This is a genomic window from Microlunatus soli (assembly GCF_900105385.1).
Lineage (GTDB): Bacteria > Actinomycetota > Actinomycetes > Propionibacteriales > Propionibacteriaceae > Microlunatus > Microlunatus soli.
In genome coordinates this window covers 6,034,581-6,050,149 of sequence record NZ_LT629772.1, presented here as the reverse complement: position 1 = coordinate 6,050,149, position 15,569 = coordinate 6,034,581, and the positions used below count along the sequence as shown (strand labels likewise).

The 15,569-nt window shown below is 66.6% G+C and carries 13 protein-coding genes; 5 read left to right on the top strand and 8 right to left on the bottom strand.

Translation table 11 applies throughout. From position 1 onward, the window contains the following. Position 1: 1 nt before the first annotated feature. From BLU38_RS27720 to BLU38_RS27705, 4 genes are read right to left on the bottom strand one after another with little or no spacing between them, the layout of a single operon-like run. Positions 2-1,102, bottom strand: coding sequence for an ABC transporter permease (locus tag BLU38_RS27720; protein WP_091529808.1), 1,101 nt, complete (start codon positions 1,100-1,102; stop codon positions 2-4). Next, positions 1,102-2,094 carry an ABC transporter permease gene (locus BLU38_RS27715; protein ID WP_091529805.1) on the bottom strand — a complete coding sequence of 331 codons (993 nt, stop codon included), beginning with the start codon at positions 2,092-2,094 and terminating at the stop codon, positions 1,102-1,104. Before BLU38_RS27715 ends, BLU38_RS27720 begins: the two co-directional genes overlap by 1 nt. Then, positions 2,087-4,018, bottom strand: a complete 1,932-nt coding sequence (locus BLU38_RS27710; protein WP_091529802.1) for an ABC transporter substrate-binding protein — start codon at positions 4,016-4,018, stop codon at positions 2,087-2,089. Before BLU38_RS27710 ends, BLU38_RS27715 begins: the two co-directional genes overlap by 8 nt. A gap of 27 nt (positions 4,019-4,045) precedes the next feature. Further along, positions 4,046-5,221 carry a Gfo/Idh/MocA family protein gene (locus tag BLU38_RS27705; RefSeq protein ID WP_091529799.1) on the bottom strand — a complete coding sequence of 392 codons (1,176 nt, stop codon included), beginning with the start codon at positions 5,219-5,221 and terminating at the stop codon, positions 4,046-4,048. A 199-nt stretch (positions 5,222-5,420) separates the two neighbouring features. Between BLU38_RS27705 and BLU38_RS27700 the strand changes: the two genes are divergently transcribed. Further along, a complete protein-coding gene (locus BLU38_RS27700; RefSeq protein WP_091529796.1) occupies positions 5,421-6,404 on the top strand; it encodes a LacI family DNA-binding transcriptional regulator in 984 nt (327 codons plus the stop codon). 25 nt (positions 6,405-6,429) lie between these two features. Here BLU38_RS27700 and BLU38_RS27695 read toward each other — a convergent pair whose 3' ends face one another. Next, complete coding sequence (locus BLU38_RS27695; protein WP_157683760.1) at positions 6,430-7,215, bottom strand: 6-phosphogluconolactonase; 786 nt, start codon at positions 7,213-7,215, stop codon at positions 6,430-6,432. 183 nt (positions 7,216-7,398) lie between these two features. On the opposite strand from BLU38_RS27695, the gene BLU38_RS27690 reads away from it, so the two are divergent. The 4 genes from BLU38_RS27690 to BLU38_RS27675 all read left to right on the top strand — a co-directional run bounded on the left by BLU38_RS27690 (position 7,399) and on the right by BLU38_RS27675 (position 13,886). After that, on the top strand, positions 7,399-9,546 hold the full coding sequence (locus BLU38_RS27690) for an alpha-1,4-glucan--maltose-1-phosphate maltosyltransferase (protein ID WP_231920070.1): 2,148 nt from the start codon (positions 7,399-7,401) through the stop codon (positions 9,544-9,546). Next, on the top strand, positions 9,543-10,976 hold the full coding sequence (locus BLU38_RS27685) for a phosphotransferase (protein ID WP_091529785.1): 1,434 nt from the start codon (positions 9,543-9,545) through the stop codon (positions 10,974-10,976). The genes BLU38_RS27690 and BLU38_RS27685 overlap by 4 nt, the downstream gene beginning before the upstream one ends. A gap of 66 nt (positions 10,977-11,042) precedes the next feature. Beyond that, positions 11,043-13,037, top strand: a complete 1,995-nt coding sequence (gene glgB, locus BLU38_RS27680) for a 1,4-alpha-glucan branching protein GlgB (protein ID WP_091529781.1) — start codon at positions 11,043-11,045, stop codon at positions 13,035-13,037. A 45-nt stretch (positions 13,038-13,082) separates the two neighbouring features. Further along, positions 13,083-13,886, top strand: coding sequence for an NUDIX domain-containing protein (locus BLU38_RS27675; RefSeq protein WP_091529778.1), 804 nt, complete (start codon positions 13,083-13,085; stop codon positions 13,884-13,886). 27 nt (positions 13,887-13,913) lie between these two features. Here the strand turns inward: BLU38_RS27675 and BLU38_RS27670 are convergent, their stop codons facing one another. The 3 genes from BLU38_RS27670 to BLU38_RS27660 are packed head-to-tail and all read right to left on the bottom strand — an operon-like array spanning position 13,914 to position 15,538. Continuing rightward, the gene (locus BLU38_RS27670; RefSeq protein ID WP_091529774.1) at positions 13,914-14,294 is read right to left on the bottom strand and encodes a type II toxin-antitoxin system VapC family toxin; all 381 of its coding nucleotides are present in this window, start codon (positions 14,292-14,294) and stop codon (positions 13,914-13,916) included. Then, positions 14,291-14,530 (bottom strand): type II toxin-antitoxin system CcdA family antitoxin, encoded by a 240-nt coding sequence (locus tag BLU38_RS27665; protein WP_091529770.1) that lies wholly within the window; start codon positions 14,528-14,530, stop codon positions 14,291-14,293. Before BLU38_RS27665 ends, BLU38_RS27670 begins: the two co-directional genes overlap by 4 nt. Positions 14,531-14,569: 39 nt before the next feature. After that, positions 14,570-15,538 carry a tetratricopeptide repeat protein gene (locus BLU38_RS27660; protein WP_091529767.1) on the bottom strand — a complete coding sequence of 323 codons (969 nt, stop codon included), beginning with the start codon at positions 15,536-15,538 and terminating at the stop codon, positions 14,570-14,572. Positions 15,539-15,569: the final 31 nt, after the last annotated feature.

Sequence of the window (15,569 nt, the reverse complement as noted above, 5' to 3'; positions counted from 1 at the left end):
ATCACCCTCCGTACGGGTCGGCGGAGTCGCGGAGCCCGTCGCCGACGAAGTTGAACGCGACCACCGCAATGATCACCGCGACGCCAGGCAGCATCAGCCAGGGAGCGGTAGCGACGGTCTGGACATTCTGTGCGTCCTGCAGCAGCACGCCCCAGGAGACCGCCGGAGCACGCAGTCCCAGTCCGAGGAAGGACAGCGAGGTCTCGGCCAGGATCATTCCGGGGACCGCGAGACTGACGGTGGCGATGATGTGCGAGGTGAAGGCCGGCAGCATCTGACGCAGGATGATCCGCCGGGTCCGGACGCCGTCCAGCCGGGCCGCCAACACGTAGTCCTCGTCCCGGGTCTGCAGGAAGCGACCGCGGATCACCCGGGCCAGACCGGTCCAGCCCACCAATGACAGGATCAGCGTGATCATGAAGTAGGTCTGCATCGGACCCCACCGAGGCGGGATCGCCGCGGCAAGACCGAGCCACAGCGGCAGGGTCGGGATCGACATCACGAACTCGATCACCCGTTGGATGACGTGATCGACGACGCCGCCGAAGTAACCGGAGATGCCGCCCAGCACGATCCCGAGGATCAGTGAGACCGCGACGCCGACCAGTCCGATCGAGAGCGACACCTGTGCGCCGTAGACGATCTTGCTGAACAGATCGGCGCCGGTGCGGTCGGCTCCCAACGGATACCAGCGGGCCTGTGGATCCTTCGGGCCGAACAGGTGCGTGTCGGACGGGATCAATCCGATGATCTTGTAGTCCGGTCCGTCGACGAAGAAGCCGAGCTCGATCACCCGGCTCCGGTCCACGTCGAAGACCCGTTGCATGCTGTCGATGTCGGTCCGGCCGACGGTCGGATGGACATAGAAGCCGTGCTCGGCGGAGAGCCGGATGCCCTGCGGGGGTTGATAGGCGTGGGTCGAGCTCGTCGTGGCCGGCGTCGACGGCGCGATGAACCCGGCGAACAGGGCCCCCACATACATCGCGATCAGGACGACCAGACCGATCATCGCCATCCGGTGTCGGCGGAACCGACGCCAGATCAGCTGACGCTGCGAGGCCGTCACGATCTCCGGCCGGTCGGTCACGGTGGTTGCTGTCATCACGCCTTCCCGAACCTGACCCGCGGGTCGACGACCGCGAGCAGGATGTCCGACAGCAGGGTGCCGATCACGGTCAGTACGGCGACGATCAGGATGATCCCTCCGGCCAGATACATGTCCTGCGATTTCAGTGCGGCCAGCAACAACGGCCCGGTGGTGCCCAACGACAACACAACGGCCACGATCACCTCGCCGTCGAACAGCTGCGGCAGGCTCCACCCGACGGTCGAGACGAACGGGTTCAACGCGATCCGGACCGGGTAGCGGCGGATCACCGTCCGCTCCGGCAGGCCCTTCACCCGAGCGGTCGTGACGTAGGGCTTGTTCAACTCGTCGAGCAGATTCGCTCGCATCGTCCGAATGATCCCAGCCGTGCCGGCCAACGCCAACACCACCACCGGGATCCACAGGTGGGCCAGCAGGTCACCGATCTTGGCCAGGCTCCACGGTGCGTCGACGTAGGCGGGCGAGAACAGACCGCCGACGCTCTGCCCGAAGAACTGGAAGCCGATGAACGCCAACACCAACGCAGCCATGAAATTCGGGGTGGCGAGCGCGATGAAGCCGATCGTCGAGATCACGTAGTCGGGTGTCTTGCGTTGCTTGATCGCCGAGTAGACCCCGGCCGGCAACGCGATCAACCAGGTGACCAGCATCGTCGCCACCCCGAGGATCAGGGTCAACGGCAGCCGTTCGGCGATCAACGCACCGACCGGCCGCTGATACTGGAAGGACAACCCGAAGTCGCCGTAGAAGAGGATCCCGGTCAGCCATTTGCCGTACTGGATCCAGAACGGGTCGTCGATGCCGTAGCGCTGCCGCAACGCCTCCACCAGGGCCGGATCGGCGCTCTCCCCCTGGGCTTCCAGTGCCTGCACCCGGGTGGTCAGGAAGTCTCCGGGCGGCAGTTGGATGATGAAGAACGCGACCAGTGAGATCGCCAACAGGGTCGGGATCGCATTCAGCAGGCGGAAGCCGACGTACCTAAGCAAGAGAGATCTGCTCCGGCTTGGTGATGCCTTCCCGCCCGTAGTAGAAGGACAGTTGCGGCTTGTCGGTGCGGACGCCGATGATCTTGTTGCTGACGACCACCGGTTGGAACGGCAGTTTCATCAACCCGATCACGTAGACGTTGTCGTTGTGCTGCTGCGTGATCTTCTTGCCGGCGGCGATCCGGATCTGATCGGTCTGCGCGGTCCGTAGCTCGTCCCAGGTGTCCATCAGCTTCTTGATCTCCGCCGGCGGAGTGACGCCGTCCTTGCCTCCGGTCGCGTACCAGAGTCCGTAACCGGGACAGGAGTGGCTGCCACTGGAGGTCGGCACATACCAGACCGGTTCGAGGTCCCAGTCGTCCTCGATCATGGTGGTGCCGTCGAAGTCGAAGTCGTTACTGGCTCGGAGCTGGGCATACAGCGTGTCGTCGACCGGTCGGACGTTCATCTTCACCCCGACCGCTGCCCAATCCTTCTTCACCAGATTGAACGCATCGGCGCGGGCGATCCCTTGATCGTTGTCGGTGTAGATGACGGTGAACTCCAACGGCTTGCCTCGGTAGTAGCGCACCGACCCACGCTTCTTGGCTCCGATGCCGTCCAGCAGCTGGCCCGCCTTCTCGACGTCGTAGTCGACAGCGGTCCGGCCGCCGCCGGCGATGCCGTACGGACTGCCGTCGGTGGACATCGGTTGCCGGATGATGCCGAGCCCGCCGAGCAGGGTGTCGTTGATCTCCTTGCGGTTGATGGCATGCGACAGCGCCAGTCGGAAGTCCTTGGTCATGAACAGCGAACGCCAGACCCGATCGTTGTGCGACAGGTTGGGGCACAGCGACAGCAGGGTGCCGACCGCCTGCCAACGCTGGACGGTGAATCCCTTCGCCTTGGCGTTGCGGAGATACACCTGGGTGGAGTTGTAGCCCAGGAAGTTGCCCTGGAACTCGAGATCACCGTTGGCCGCCCGCAGGTCGAGCGCAGCCTGGTCGAGCACCTGGACCTGGATCTTGTCGATGTAGGGCAGCTGCCGGCCGTCCGGGTCGGTCTTGTAGTAGAACGGGTTGCGTTCCAGGCTGGCGGTGCCGCTCTGCGCACCCGCGGCCTTGGCGACCTGATAGGCACCCATCACCGGCCGGTCCGGATTGGTCCACGGGTTGTCCCGGTCGGCGAAATACTGGTCCCAGGAGTCGAAGCCGGCCTTCTTGGCGGCCGCGGTGACCTTCGCCTTGTCGGTGTAGGCCGGATGGTACTTCTCCAGATAATGCTTGGGCTTGATGATCTGGATGTTGATCGACGGATGACACAGATACTTCTCGAACAGCGCGAACGGCTCGCGAAACTCGATCCGTACGGTGTTCTCGTCGGTCTTGCTGACCTTCGGGAGTTGTTGATCAACGTCGGCGAACCAGACCGGCAGTGCCGGCACCAGGGTCGCGTTGCCGAGCCAGTCCTTGATGGCGAAGATCACGTCATCGGCGGTGAACGGTTTGCCGTCCGACCACTTCAGCCCCTGCCGGAGCGTGAAGGTGAAGATCGTGTTGTCATCACTGCGCTGATAGGTCTCGGCCAGGCTCGGGATCGCCTTGCTGCTGTCCCGTGACCACTCGACCAGTCCGGAGGAGGCGAACGAGGCGATCACGCCCGAGTCGGTGGCCTCGGTCTGTGCTCGATGCAGAGTGCCACCGAAGCTGCCCGGCTTCTTGATCGGCTGCACGACCATCGGCGAGGCCGGTAGTCGATCGGCCAGCTTCGGAAGATCACCGGCGGTGATCTTCTTGGTCAGGATCGGCGACTCGAGCACCTTCTTGGTGCTGTCCAGACCGGGCAACGGTTCGCGGCGATCGCTGCAGCCGACGACCAGCGCCGATGCGGCGATGCCGCTCGTCGTCAGCAGGGCCCGTCGAGAGATGGGGTGGTCGGTGATCATCACTAGTCCTCCGGTCAGCGAGCAGGGTCAACGGCTCCCGGGTTGCCCCGCGTCGAAGTAATCGATCAGCTCCGGTTCCAACGGCGGAACGTCTCGCGGTGTGTTGTTGTCACGCATCGATTCGGTGGCCAACGCAGCGGCGGCGACAGCCTGCCGGGCCGCGATCGGTGACGTCCGGGTCGGCCGCCCGGTCCGGACGAAGTCCAAGAACTCGGCGAGCAGCAGCGGGTCGGCGCCGTGATGGCCACCGGCGGCCTCCGGGATCGGGACCTCACGATCGCCGTGCTCGGTGTAGTCGGTGCGCCGGTCCCAGATCCGGACCACCCCGGACCCGTCCAGACCGAAGTTCTCCAGCCGGCCCTCGGTCCCGATCACGGTGTAGTTGCGCCAGTAGTCCGGGGTGTAATGACATTCCTGATAGCTGGCCAGCACACCGTTGTCCAACGCCAGTTGGACCATCGACAGGTCCTCGACGTCGACAACGGGGTTCAGACCGCGTTGCTCACCGGGCGGCCAGTTGTCGTGCGACCACCAATCCCTGACGACCTGATCGGAGCGGTCCATCCGATCATCGATCGCCGCATACAGGGTCTGCGCACCCATCCCGACCACCCGAGTGCTGTAGCCGCCGGCCAGCCAGTGGATCACATCAAGATCATGGGACGCCTTCTGCAGCAGCAGCGAGTTGACCCGGCGGCGGTCGGCGTGCCAGTCCTTGAAGAACCGGTCGCCCCCGTCGCCGACGAAGTAGCGACACCAGATGGCCTTCACCTCACCGATCGCACCGTCGGCGATCAATCGATGCATGGTGGTGATCACCGGCATGTGCCGCATGTTGTGTCCGACATACAGCTTGGTGCCGGTCGCCATCGCCGTCCGCAGGATCCGATCGGCATCGGGGAGCGTGATCGCCAACGGCTTGTCGACGAAGACCGCGATCCCGTTCTCGAGCAACGTCACCGCCTGATCGGCGTGCAGGTGGTCCGGTGAGGTGACGAAGACCGCGTCCAGGTCGTCGTCCAGGATCTGCTGGACCCGGTCGACCCGACGGACCCCACTCAGTTCGCGAGCGGCCCGCCGCTGTCCGGCGGGATGTGGTTCGACAACGGCGACGACCTGCGCCGCCCCGTCTGCCTCGGCAGCGCGCGGTGCGATCACACCCCGGTTGCCGTAGCCGATGACTCCCAAGCGAAGCTTCGCCACGCCGCCCCCTCCTCGTTGATGACCACACGCTAGAGGATGCAATCGCTTGCTGCAATGTCAGCCATCTGTTTGTCTCATGCTGCAACACGCCTGCAACAATCTCGTGGCGAGACCCGAATCACGGCCCCGATCGGACTAGGGTCGAACCCAGTCGCCGCGCACCGTCGGTTCGCGGCCCGATCACGTGAGGACGTATCCGATGGCAGTCACCCTTGCCGACGTCGCGGCGGCCGCCGGTCTGTCGGGATCGACGGTGTCACGCGCTCTGTCCGACCCGGACAAGGTCAACGCCGCGACCCGCGAGAAGGTCGTCCGGATCGCCGGCGAGATGGGCTACGTCCCCAATCACACGGCGCGTTCGCTCACGATCGGCCGGACCGATCTGATCGGGTTGTTGGTCCCCGACATCGCCAACCCGTTCTTCCCGCCGATCATCAAGGCGGTCCAGGCGCGTGCGTCGGCGAAGGGCCGGACGGTCGTCATCGCCGACATCGACGAACGGCCGGGCGACGAGCTCGAGCGGGCACGCCAGCTGCGGAAGCGGACCGACGGGCTGGTGATCGCTTCGCCACGAACGACCGACGCCCGCCTGGCCGAACTGTCCGAGCTGGCACCGGTGGTGTTCGTCAACCGCGAGGTGCCAGACGCGGCGAGCGTGATCATCGACTCCGGCGACGGGATGGCTCAGGCCGTGGAACACCTGGCAGCATTGGGACACCGCGTCATCGGCTACCTCAACGGGCCGCGCCGCTCGTGGTCCAACGAACAGCGTCGCCAGGCGATCGGCAGCACCGCCGATCGCCTCGGACTCACCGTGCTCGAGTACGGCCCGTACGAGCCACAGGTGCAGTCCGGCGTGCATGCCGCAGATCTCCTGCTGGCCGGCGAGGCCACCGCCGTGATCGCCTATGACGACCTGATCGCACTCGGCGTGATGGCCCGACTGACCGAGCGCGGGATCCGGACCGGGACCGACATCAGCGTGATCGGTGTCGACGACAGCCCGATGTCGGCGATGGCCTACCCCACCCTGACCACGATCCATGTGCCGGGCGCCGAAGCGGGAACGGTCGCGGTGGACAGCCTGCTGGGGTTGCTGGACGGGACGATCGAGCACCCCGAGCCGATCCGGCTGGAGACCCGATTGGTGGTCCGCAGCTCAACCGGACCGGCGCCGCGCTGACCGCCCGCCGCCAGTGCCCGGGTGTTCAGACCTCGGCGCGATCGAACACTCCGTCCAGCAACTCGGCCGACCGCGGCTCCAGGAAGAGCACCGCATTGCCGCAGGCCCGCAGGATGGTTGCCGGACACGCATTGCTGATCTCGGCCGTCAACGTCTCGTGCACCGCCTTGGCCTTGCGGGACTCGGGGGCACAGACCTGTACCCGGCCGGCCGACAACAGCGCGGGGATGGTCAGGGAGATCGCGGTCTTGGGCACCACGTCCATGCTCGCGAAGTGTCCTTCACCGACCTGCTGACGCTGCGACTCCTCGGTCAGCGTGATCACCCGAGCCCATCGCTGATCGGTGAAATCGGCCGCTCCCGGCTCGTTGAAAGCCAGGTGGCCGTTCTCCCCGATTCCCATGCAGACCAGGTCGATCGGCGCCGAGCGCAGCAACGCCTCGTACCGGTCCGCCTCGGCCTGCGGATCGCCCCGGCCGCCGATGTATTCGACCCGCGCCGGGTGGAAACGCTGCTCGATCCGTTCCCGGATCCAGCGCTGGAAGCTCGCCGGATGGTCGTCGTCGATACCGATGTATTCGTCCATGTGGAAGACCGTCACCACCGACCAGTCGATGTCCTCCTCGGCGAGCGCCTCGACGAACGCGTACTGCGAGTTGCCGGTGGCGATCACGACCCGCGCCGAGCCGTTGGCCGCGACCGCTGCACCGATGGCCTCGGCGGCGCCGCGCGCCGCCGCCGATCCGAGCGCGGGCTCGTCGGGCAACAGCCGGACCGACAGTTCGCCGACGGTGGCTTCGATGGTCGTCACAAGATCCTCCTGATGCGGGCGTCCGGCGTCGACGGATGCCCTGAACGATGACTGCAAGCGCATTCAGCATATGCAGCATGATCGATGAGCGTCCAGTCGCCAGCGTCCTGTCTCACCGATCGGGAGAGCTCGGTGGGTGTGAGCTCGCGCGGTGAACCGGGGTCCACCACTATGGTCAGTGCTGTGACGCCTCGCGACCTCGTGCCGGTGGGCACCTCCTTCCCGCGGATCCCCGTGCTGAAACCGTCGCCGGTGATCGACGACGGCACACTGCCGGCCAAGGCGGCGATCGGTGAGCTGTTCACCGTCGCTGCGACGGTGTTCCGGGAGGGGCACGACGCGGTCGGCGCGCAGGCGGTGCTGACCGATCCCGACGGTGCGAGCCGTACGGTGCCGCTGCACCCGATCCAACCGGCCGGCTTCGATCGCTGGGGAGCCGACGTGGCTCTTGACCGACTGGGCGGCTGGACCTTCCGGGTCGAGGCCTTCGACGACCCGTTCGAGACCTGGCGACACCACGCCGAGATCAAGATCCCGGCCGGCATCGACGTCCAACTGGTCTGCGCCGAGGGACGGCAGCTGTTCGAGGAGGCTGCCCAGACCGCGGCGGCGGCCGGCGACCAGGCCGCGGTCTCCGCGCTGGCGGCCGCTGCGGAGTCGTTGGCTGCGCCGGAGCAGGTCGAGGACCGATTGAGTCACGCCTTGTCCGCCGGGGTGTTGGCCGCCGCAGACAGGTTCAAACCGCGGCGGCTGCTGTCCTCGACGAGGGAGTATCCGATCTTCTGCGACCGGCGGCGGGCGCTGTTCTCGTCCTGGTACGAGTTCTTCCCTCGCTCCCAGGGCGCGGTCCGAGACGAACGCAGCGGCGCCTGGTCATCGGGAACGTTCCGTAGCTCGATCGAGCGGCTCGACGCCGCTGCCCGGATGGGCTTCGACGTGGTCTACATCCCGCCGATCCATCCGATCGGGACGAGCTTCCGCAAGGGGCCGAACAACACCCTCGAACCCGGCCCGTACGATCCCGGGTCACCGTGGGCGATCGGCAGCCCGGAGGGCGGGCACGACGCCATCCACCCTGACCTGGGCACGGTGGACGACTTCGACGACTTCGTCGCCCACGCGCGTTCACTCGGGCTCGAGATCGCGATGGATTTTGCCCTGCAGGCTTCGCCCGATCATCCCTGGGTGACCGAACATCCGGAGTGGTTCAGCACCAGGATCGACGGCAGTATCGCCTACGCGGAAAACCCGCCGAAGAAGTATCAGGACATCTATCCGATCAACTTCGACAACGACCGGGACGGCATCTACGCCGAGTGCCTGCGCTTGATCAACTTCTGGATCTCCCACGGCGTGACGATCTTCCGGGTCGACAACCCGCACACCAAGCCGGTCGACTTCTGGGCCTGGCTGCTCGCCGAGGTGCGGCGCTCCAACCCCGAGGTGATCTTCCTCGCCGAGGCGTTCACCCGGCCGGAGATGATGCACACCCTGGGCAAGGTCGGCTTCCACCAGAGCTACAGCTACTTCACCTGGCGCAACGAGAAGTCCGAGATCATCGACTACATCACCGAGCTGAGCACCGAGACCGACGCCTTCCTGCGCCCGAACTTCTTCGTCAACACCCCCGACATCCTGCCGACCTTCCTGCAGAGCGGACTCGCGTCGGCGTTCACCATCCGCGCTGTGCTGGGCGCGACGCTGTCGTCCAACTGGGGTGTCTACTCCGGCTTCGAGTTGCTCGAACACGAGCCACTGCGCCCGGGCGGCGAGGAATACCTGGACTCGGAGAAGTACCAGTACCGGCCGCGGGACTTCGCCGCCGCCGACGCCGACGGATCATCGTTGTCGTTGCTGCTCGGGGTCCTCAATCAGCTGCGCCATGATCATCCGGCACTGCAGCAACTGCGCAAGGTGCATTTCCATACCGCTCCCCATGATCAGGTCCTCGCCTACTCCAAGAAGGTCGGCGACGACGTGGTGATCGTGATCTGCAGCCTCGATCCCCATCAGACGGTGGAGACCGAGGTCACCCTGGACCTGCCCGCGATCGGGCTCGATGATCATGAGGTGTTCGGCGTCCACGACGAACTCACCGATCAGACCTGGCGGTGGGGGCAGCGCAATTACGTCCGGCTGACGCCCGACAATCCGGCGCACATCCTGACCCTGCGGCCACTGCCGACCACCCCGATCGCATCGACGGCAGAGCAAGCCCCGACCACGACCGAGCCGGCTCCATCCACAGCAGAGCAGGAGACCGCAGCGGCGAGGGCGTCGGAGCCGGCACCGAGATCAGGCGCAGCAGCCGTCCCGACCGAGGCCTCGTGACCTCGACACCGCTGCTGGACCACATCACGGCGGCTCGATGGTTCGGCGGCAAGGGGCGCCGGCCTCGTCTCGTCGGGGTCACGCCACTGCCGTGGCTGCGTCCGCCGGGTGACTGGCCCGCTGTTCGCATCGAGATCGCCGAGATCGGCTATCCCGAGGGCGACACCGAGCTGTATCAGTTGTTGATCAGCTACCGGCCCGAGCAGGATCAGCAGCAGCCACTCATCGCCGTTCAGGATCCCGATCATGGCCGGCTGGCAGGCGTGGACGGAACCGACGATCCGGTCCTGCATGCGGCATTGCTGGAGACGATCCTGAGTGGGCGACGGTCGGACGATGATTCCTCGACGGGCATCGGACCCTCGCCCGCGGTCGGTGAGCCTGGCGACGATACGCTGCTCGCAGCTCACGTCATCGGCGCCGCGCAGGACGGGGAACCGGCCGGACTCCCCTCCCGGATCTTCGCCGGCGAGCAGTCCAACACCTCGATCCTGTACGCCGACGTCGCCCTGCTGAAGATCTTCCGGCGACTGCAGCCCGGACGCAATCCCGATATCGCCATCCACGAGCAACTGACCAGGGCCGGCAACCGACGTATTGCCCGCCTTCAGGGCTGGCTGACCGCGGGCCTCCGCCACGACCGCGACCTGCCGAGCTCCGCCGAATCCGGGCCGGTCGGGACGGACCTGGCGATGCTGGTGCAGCAACTCCCGAACGCCCGCAACGGCTGGGAGCTGGCACTCACTGCGCTCGGTGACGGTCAGGACCTGAGCCGTGCGGCCGCCGACCTCGGCTCCGCACTGGCAGACATCCACCGCGATCTGCGGACCCGGTTCGGCAGTCAGCAGGCCGACGGCACGGAACTCGCCGATGCGATGGCGACCCGGGTTGCGGCCGCGGCGCTGGTGGTCCCCGAGCTCGGACCGCTGCAGGCACCGTTGTCACGGCTGCTGGATCGGCTCCGCTCCCACTCGGTCGACGTCCAGCGGGTGCACGGTGACTTCCATCTCGGTCAGGCGCTGCTGACCGACGACGGCTGGAAGATCATCGACTTCGAGGGAGAGCCGGCCAAGACACTGGCAGAGCGGCACCGACCGGACAGTGTCTGGCGCGACATCGCCGGCGCGCTCCGTTCGATCGACTACGCCGCCGCGCATCGCCGCGACGCGGTCGGCGACCGCTGGTCGGCCGACTGCCGCCAGGGCTTTCTGGACGGCTACCGTCGCAGCGCCGGATGGCAGCCGGACGACAGCCACGGCAGCAGCGACCCCGACGACCGATCCGACCCCGCCGAGCAGGAAGCTCTGCTGCCCGCCTACCTGGCCGACAAGGCGATCTACGAGGTCGTCTACGAGGCACGGAATCGGCCGGACTGGCTGCCGATCCCGCTGGCCGCGGTCACCGCGCTCGCGGACGGAGCGGCATCATGATCATCGAGCAGACCGTTCTCAACAAGCCCGGCGTGATCATCGGGCGCTCAAGGAAGGGGACCTGACATGGCAGTCGATCCGACCGGAGGACTGACCGGCTGGGACCTGACCGGCTTCGGCGAGGGGCACGACACCGAGTGCTGGAAACGACTCGGCGCGATCGAGGTCACCCTCGAGGACTCCGAACGTGGCCCGGTGTTCGGCACCAGGTTCTCGGTCTGGGCGCCGAATGCTCGTGCGGTGCGGCTGGCCGGCGGCTTCAACAACTGGGACGGTCAGCGCCATCAGCTCAGCCGGGTACCGGGCAGCGGCGTCTGGGCGACGTTCGTCGAAGGGGTCGGCACCGGAGCGCTCTACAAGTTCGAGGTCCTCGGCGCCGACGATGTCTGGCGGCTGAAGACCGACCCGATGGCACGCTTCTGCGAGGCCGCGCCGCACAATGCCTCGATCGTCTACAACAGCCAGTTCCGCTGGACCGACGACGATTGGCTGTGGTACCGGGGCGAACAACAGGCGCACCAACGCCCGATGAGCATCTACGAGGTGCACCTGGGCTCGTGGCGACGCGGACTCAGCTATCTCCAACTCGCCCGTGAGTTGGTCGAGTACGTCAGTTGGCAGGGTTACACCCACGTCGAGTTGATGCCGCTGGCCGAGCATCCGTACGAGGGGTCCTGGGGCTACCACGTGACCGGCTATTTCGCGCCGGTGTCGAGATTCGGCTCCCCCGACGAGCTGCGCTACCTGATCGACCGGCTGCACGCCGCCGGCATCGGCGTGATCATGGACTGGGTGCCCGGACATTTCGCCACCGATCCGTGGGCGCTGCAACGCTTCGACGGCACCGCCCTCTACGAACACGAGGATCCGCGCAAGGGCTGGCACCCGGACTGGGGTTCCTACATCTTCAACCTGGGCCGCAACGAGGTCCGCAGCTTCCTGATGTCGAACGCCTACTACTGGTTGGACGAGTTCCACATCGACGGACTACGGGTCGACGGTGTCGCCTCGATGCTCTACCTGGACTACTCCCGTGAGCCGGGTGAATGGGTCCCCAACATCTACGGCGGCAACGAGAATCTCGAGTCGGTGAGTTTCCTGCAGACCGTGAACAGCGACCTGTATCGACGCAAGCCCGGCATCATCACCGTCGCCGAGGAGTCCACTTCCTGGCCGGGTGTCTCTCGGGCCGTTGATCACGGCGGTCTCGGGTTCGGTTTCAAATGGAACATGGGCTGGATGAACGACTCGCTGCGTTACTACGGGCGGCAGCCGATCCACCGCCAGTACCACCATCACGAGATCACCTTCGCGATGGCCTATGCCTACTCGGAGAACTTCGTGCTGCCGATCAGCCACGACGAGGTCGTCCACGGCAAGGGATCGATGTATGAGCGTGCGCCCGAGGACGAGTGGCGCAAGTTCGCCACGATGCGAGCGTTCTACGCTTATCAGTGGTCCTATCCGGGTAAGAAGTTGATCTTCATGGGCACCGAGTTCGGCCAGCAGCACGAGTGGGCCGAGCAGCGTAGCCTGGACTGGGAGGAGAGCAGTCGTTGGGGCCACCGCGGGGTACAGCTGTTGATCAAGGACCTGAATCGGGTCTACCGCGCTCACCCGGCACTCTGGCGTCATGATCACGATCCGTCCGGCTTCCGCTGGATCGACGCCGATGATCAGGGTGGCAACACCTACTCCTACCTCAGGTTCGATCCCGCTGCCGAGGGCCGGCCCGGCCAAGCGGTGGCGGTGGTGATCAACTTCTCCGCCGAGCCTCGCCGGGACCTGCGGATCGGGCTGCCGGCCGAGGGCCGCTGGACCGAGATCCTGAACACCGACGCCGAGCTCTACAACGGTTCGGGCCAGTTCGGCAACCTCGGACAGGTCGAGGCCCGCCCGGTGCCCAGTCATGGACTGGAGTGCAGCGCCGAGGTGACGGTCCCGCCACTCGGAGCGGTCTGGTTCCGGCACGATCCGGACCATCCGGTCGAGGACTCGGGCGCGGTCCTGGACCAGATCACGGCGACACTGGGTGAGACCTCGGCGCGCCCGACCGACTAGCGGAAGGCACAATGGGCGGACGGTCCCCCGGAACTGAGGCTCAATGTGACACGTCCCCCGATCACGGTCCGCGTCGACTCCGACGGCATCGGCCGGCTCCAGCTCCCCGATCAGTGCCCGCCTGACGACACCGACCGGGAAGCGCTGACCGCCGCTGTGTCGTCGGTCGTCGCCGACGCGTTCGCCGCTGACCCGGGACCGCGTCGGATCGAGTCGGTGATCGCCGAGAACGATCACCCCGCGCGATGGGCGATGGTGCGGTCCGGCTTCCGGCTGGAGGGGCGGCGGCGCGGGGCGCGGCGCTCCGGCGTCGACGATCAGCCGGTCGACGAGTTGATCTTCGGACGATTGAGCAGCGACATCGTCGGCGGACCTGACGGGTTCTCCGCTGTCGCCAATTCGACGATGCCGCGCAAACGACTGATCGCGCACGTACTGATGCGCGACGAGAACGGTCGGATCCTGCTGTGTGAGACCAAGTTCAAGACCGATTGGGAGTTACCCGGCGGCATCGTCGAACCGAACGAGTCACCACGGCTGGGTGCGATCCGCGAGATCGGTGAGGAACTCGGTATCGAACGGGAGGTCGGCAATCTCCTGGCGGTGGACTGGATGCCGCCTTATCTCGGCTGGGACGACGCCTGCGAGTTGATCTTCGACGGCGGCACGGTGACCGAGGCCGAGATCGCCGATTACCGGCTCGATCCGCACGAGATCGCCGCCGTCAGGTTGATCGATCTGGCCGACGCCGAACCGCACCTGACGCCGCTGTCCTTCCGGCGGCTGACGGCGATCAGCACGCTGGACGTCCCGCGCACCCTGGTGATGGAGGACGGCCGCCCGCTCTGACGCGTCGACGGAACGCACTGCCTCGATTCAGACCGCTTCGATCGACAGCGACCGTGCCAACCTCGCGTCCGTCGTGATCAACTCGGCGGCCTGCTGCTCCGCCAGTTCGGCGTACAGGGCGTCGAGGACGCGGAGCGATCCACGCCGTCGCCACGCACCGGCGAGCAACCCGGCAACAGGATAGCGACGCACCGGCATCTCGGTCAGCCCGGCGATCGCACGATCAGCATCCGGTGCGCTGATGGTTCCGGCACGCTCCATCCTGGCCATGGCCGAGAGCACCTCGGCATCCAGATGTGCCGGTGCAATCAACACCTGCTCCTCGATGCGCGCCGCAACTAGGGGCGCGATCTCCGTGTCGGCCAGTAGATCGACAACGGCCGAGGCATCGATGACTACGGTGCTCACCGCAGTTCACTCGTCGGGCCGGACCCGAATTCCTCTCGTGTCTGATCAAGCGCCGACATCGCATCAACGTGTCGCGCCCGCCGGCCCCCCGGCCGGTAACGCTCCAGCCACCCGGACAGCGACCGCTGGTCCAGGGCGTCCTCGATGGCCGACCGTGCGAGCGCGGAGACGTTCAGTTCTGCTGCGCGGGCACGCTCGGCGAGGTCGTCCGGCAAGTAGACGTTGACCCGAGACATACACACATCGTACACATGCCTTGGGCAGGCTCAGCCGACTCAGAACAGCGCGGCCATCAGGTCACGGCGCGCCTTCTGCACCCGCGGGTCGGAGTTGCCGACGGTCTCGAAGAGCTCCAGCAACCGGACCCGTACGGTGTTGCGTTCGTCGCCGGCTGTCCTGCGGATCACGCCGATCAGCCGTCCGAAGGCCTGCTCCGCCTGGTTGGTCGCCAACTCGACGTCGGCCGCGGCCAGCTGCTGATCGACCGTCGCATCCGGCGCAGCGGCCGCAGCCAGCACGGCATCGGGATCGGCGTCGGCCGTCCGGCGCAGCAAGGCAGCCTGAGCCTTGCCTGCCTGGGCCTCGGCATCCTTCGGATTGGCCTGCAGCAGCTTGTCGAATTCGGCCTCGGCAGCGGCGTAGTCGCCGCTGGCGAGCGCATCGTCGGCAGCGGCGAACCGCGGATCCGGCTCGTCGTCGGCACCCTCGGTGTCGGCCGGCACGCTGGTCGGCTCGGCCCGGCCCACGACACCGTTGGAGACGGCCGCCTTGATGACCTGGTCGATCGCCGGCCGGATCTCCTCCTTGCCCAGCGCCCCCTGGAACAGCGGCGCCAGCTGGCCCTGGATCACCGCGACGACCGTGGGCACCGCCTGCAGCCCGATCGCCTGGGCGAACTGGGGCGCGGCATCGACATTCAGCCGCGCGACAGCGAACTTGCCGGCGGCCTCGGTCGCCAGCTCGGCCAGCGCTGCCGACAGCTGGTCGGCGCCCTGCGCCCGCGGCGAGTAGAACTCGACGATGATCGGATAGTTCAGCGACTGCCGCAGCACCTCGGTCTCGAAGGTCTGCTCGGTCGCCTCGAAGACGTACGACGCCCCGGCCGGCCCAGCTGCACTCCGGGATCCCGTCCCGGGCTGGGATGCGGCTCCGGCTGCACCCGGTTGTGGGTCGTTCTGTTGCGCCTTCGCAGCCAGATCTGACAGGTCGATGGCACCACGCGGGTTGGACGGAGTCGGACTCATGGGACCAATCCTGCCAAAGCCCCGGCAGCGG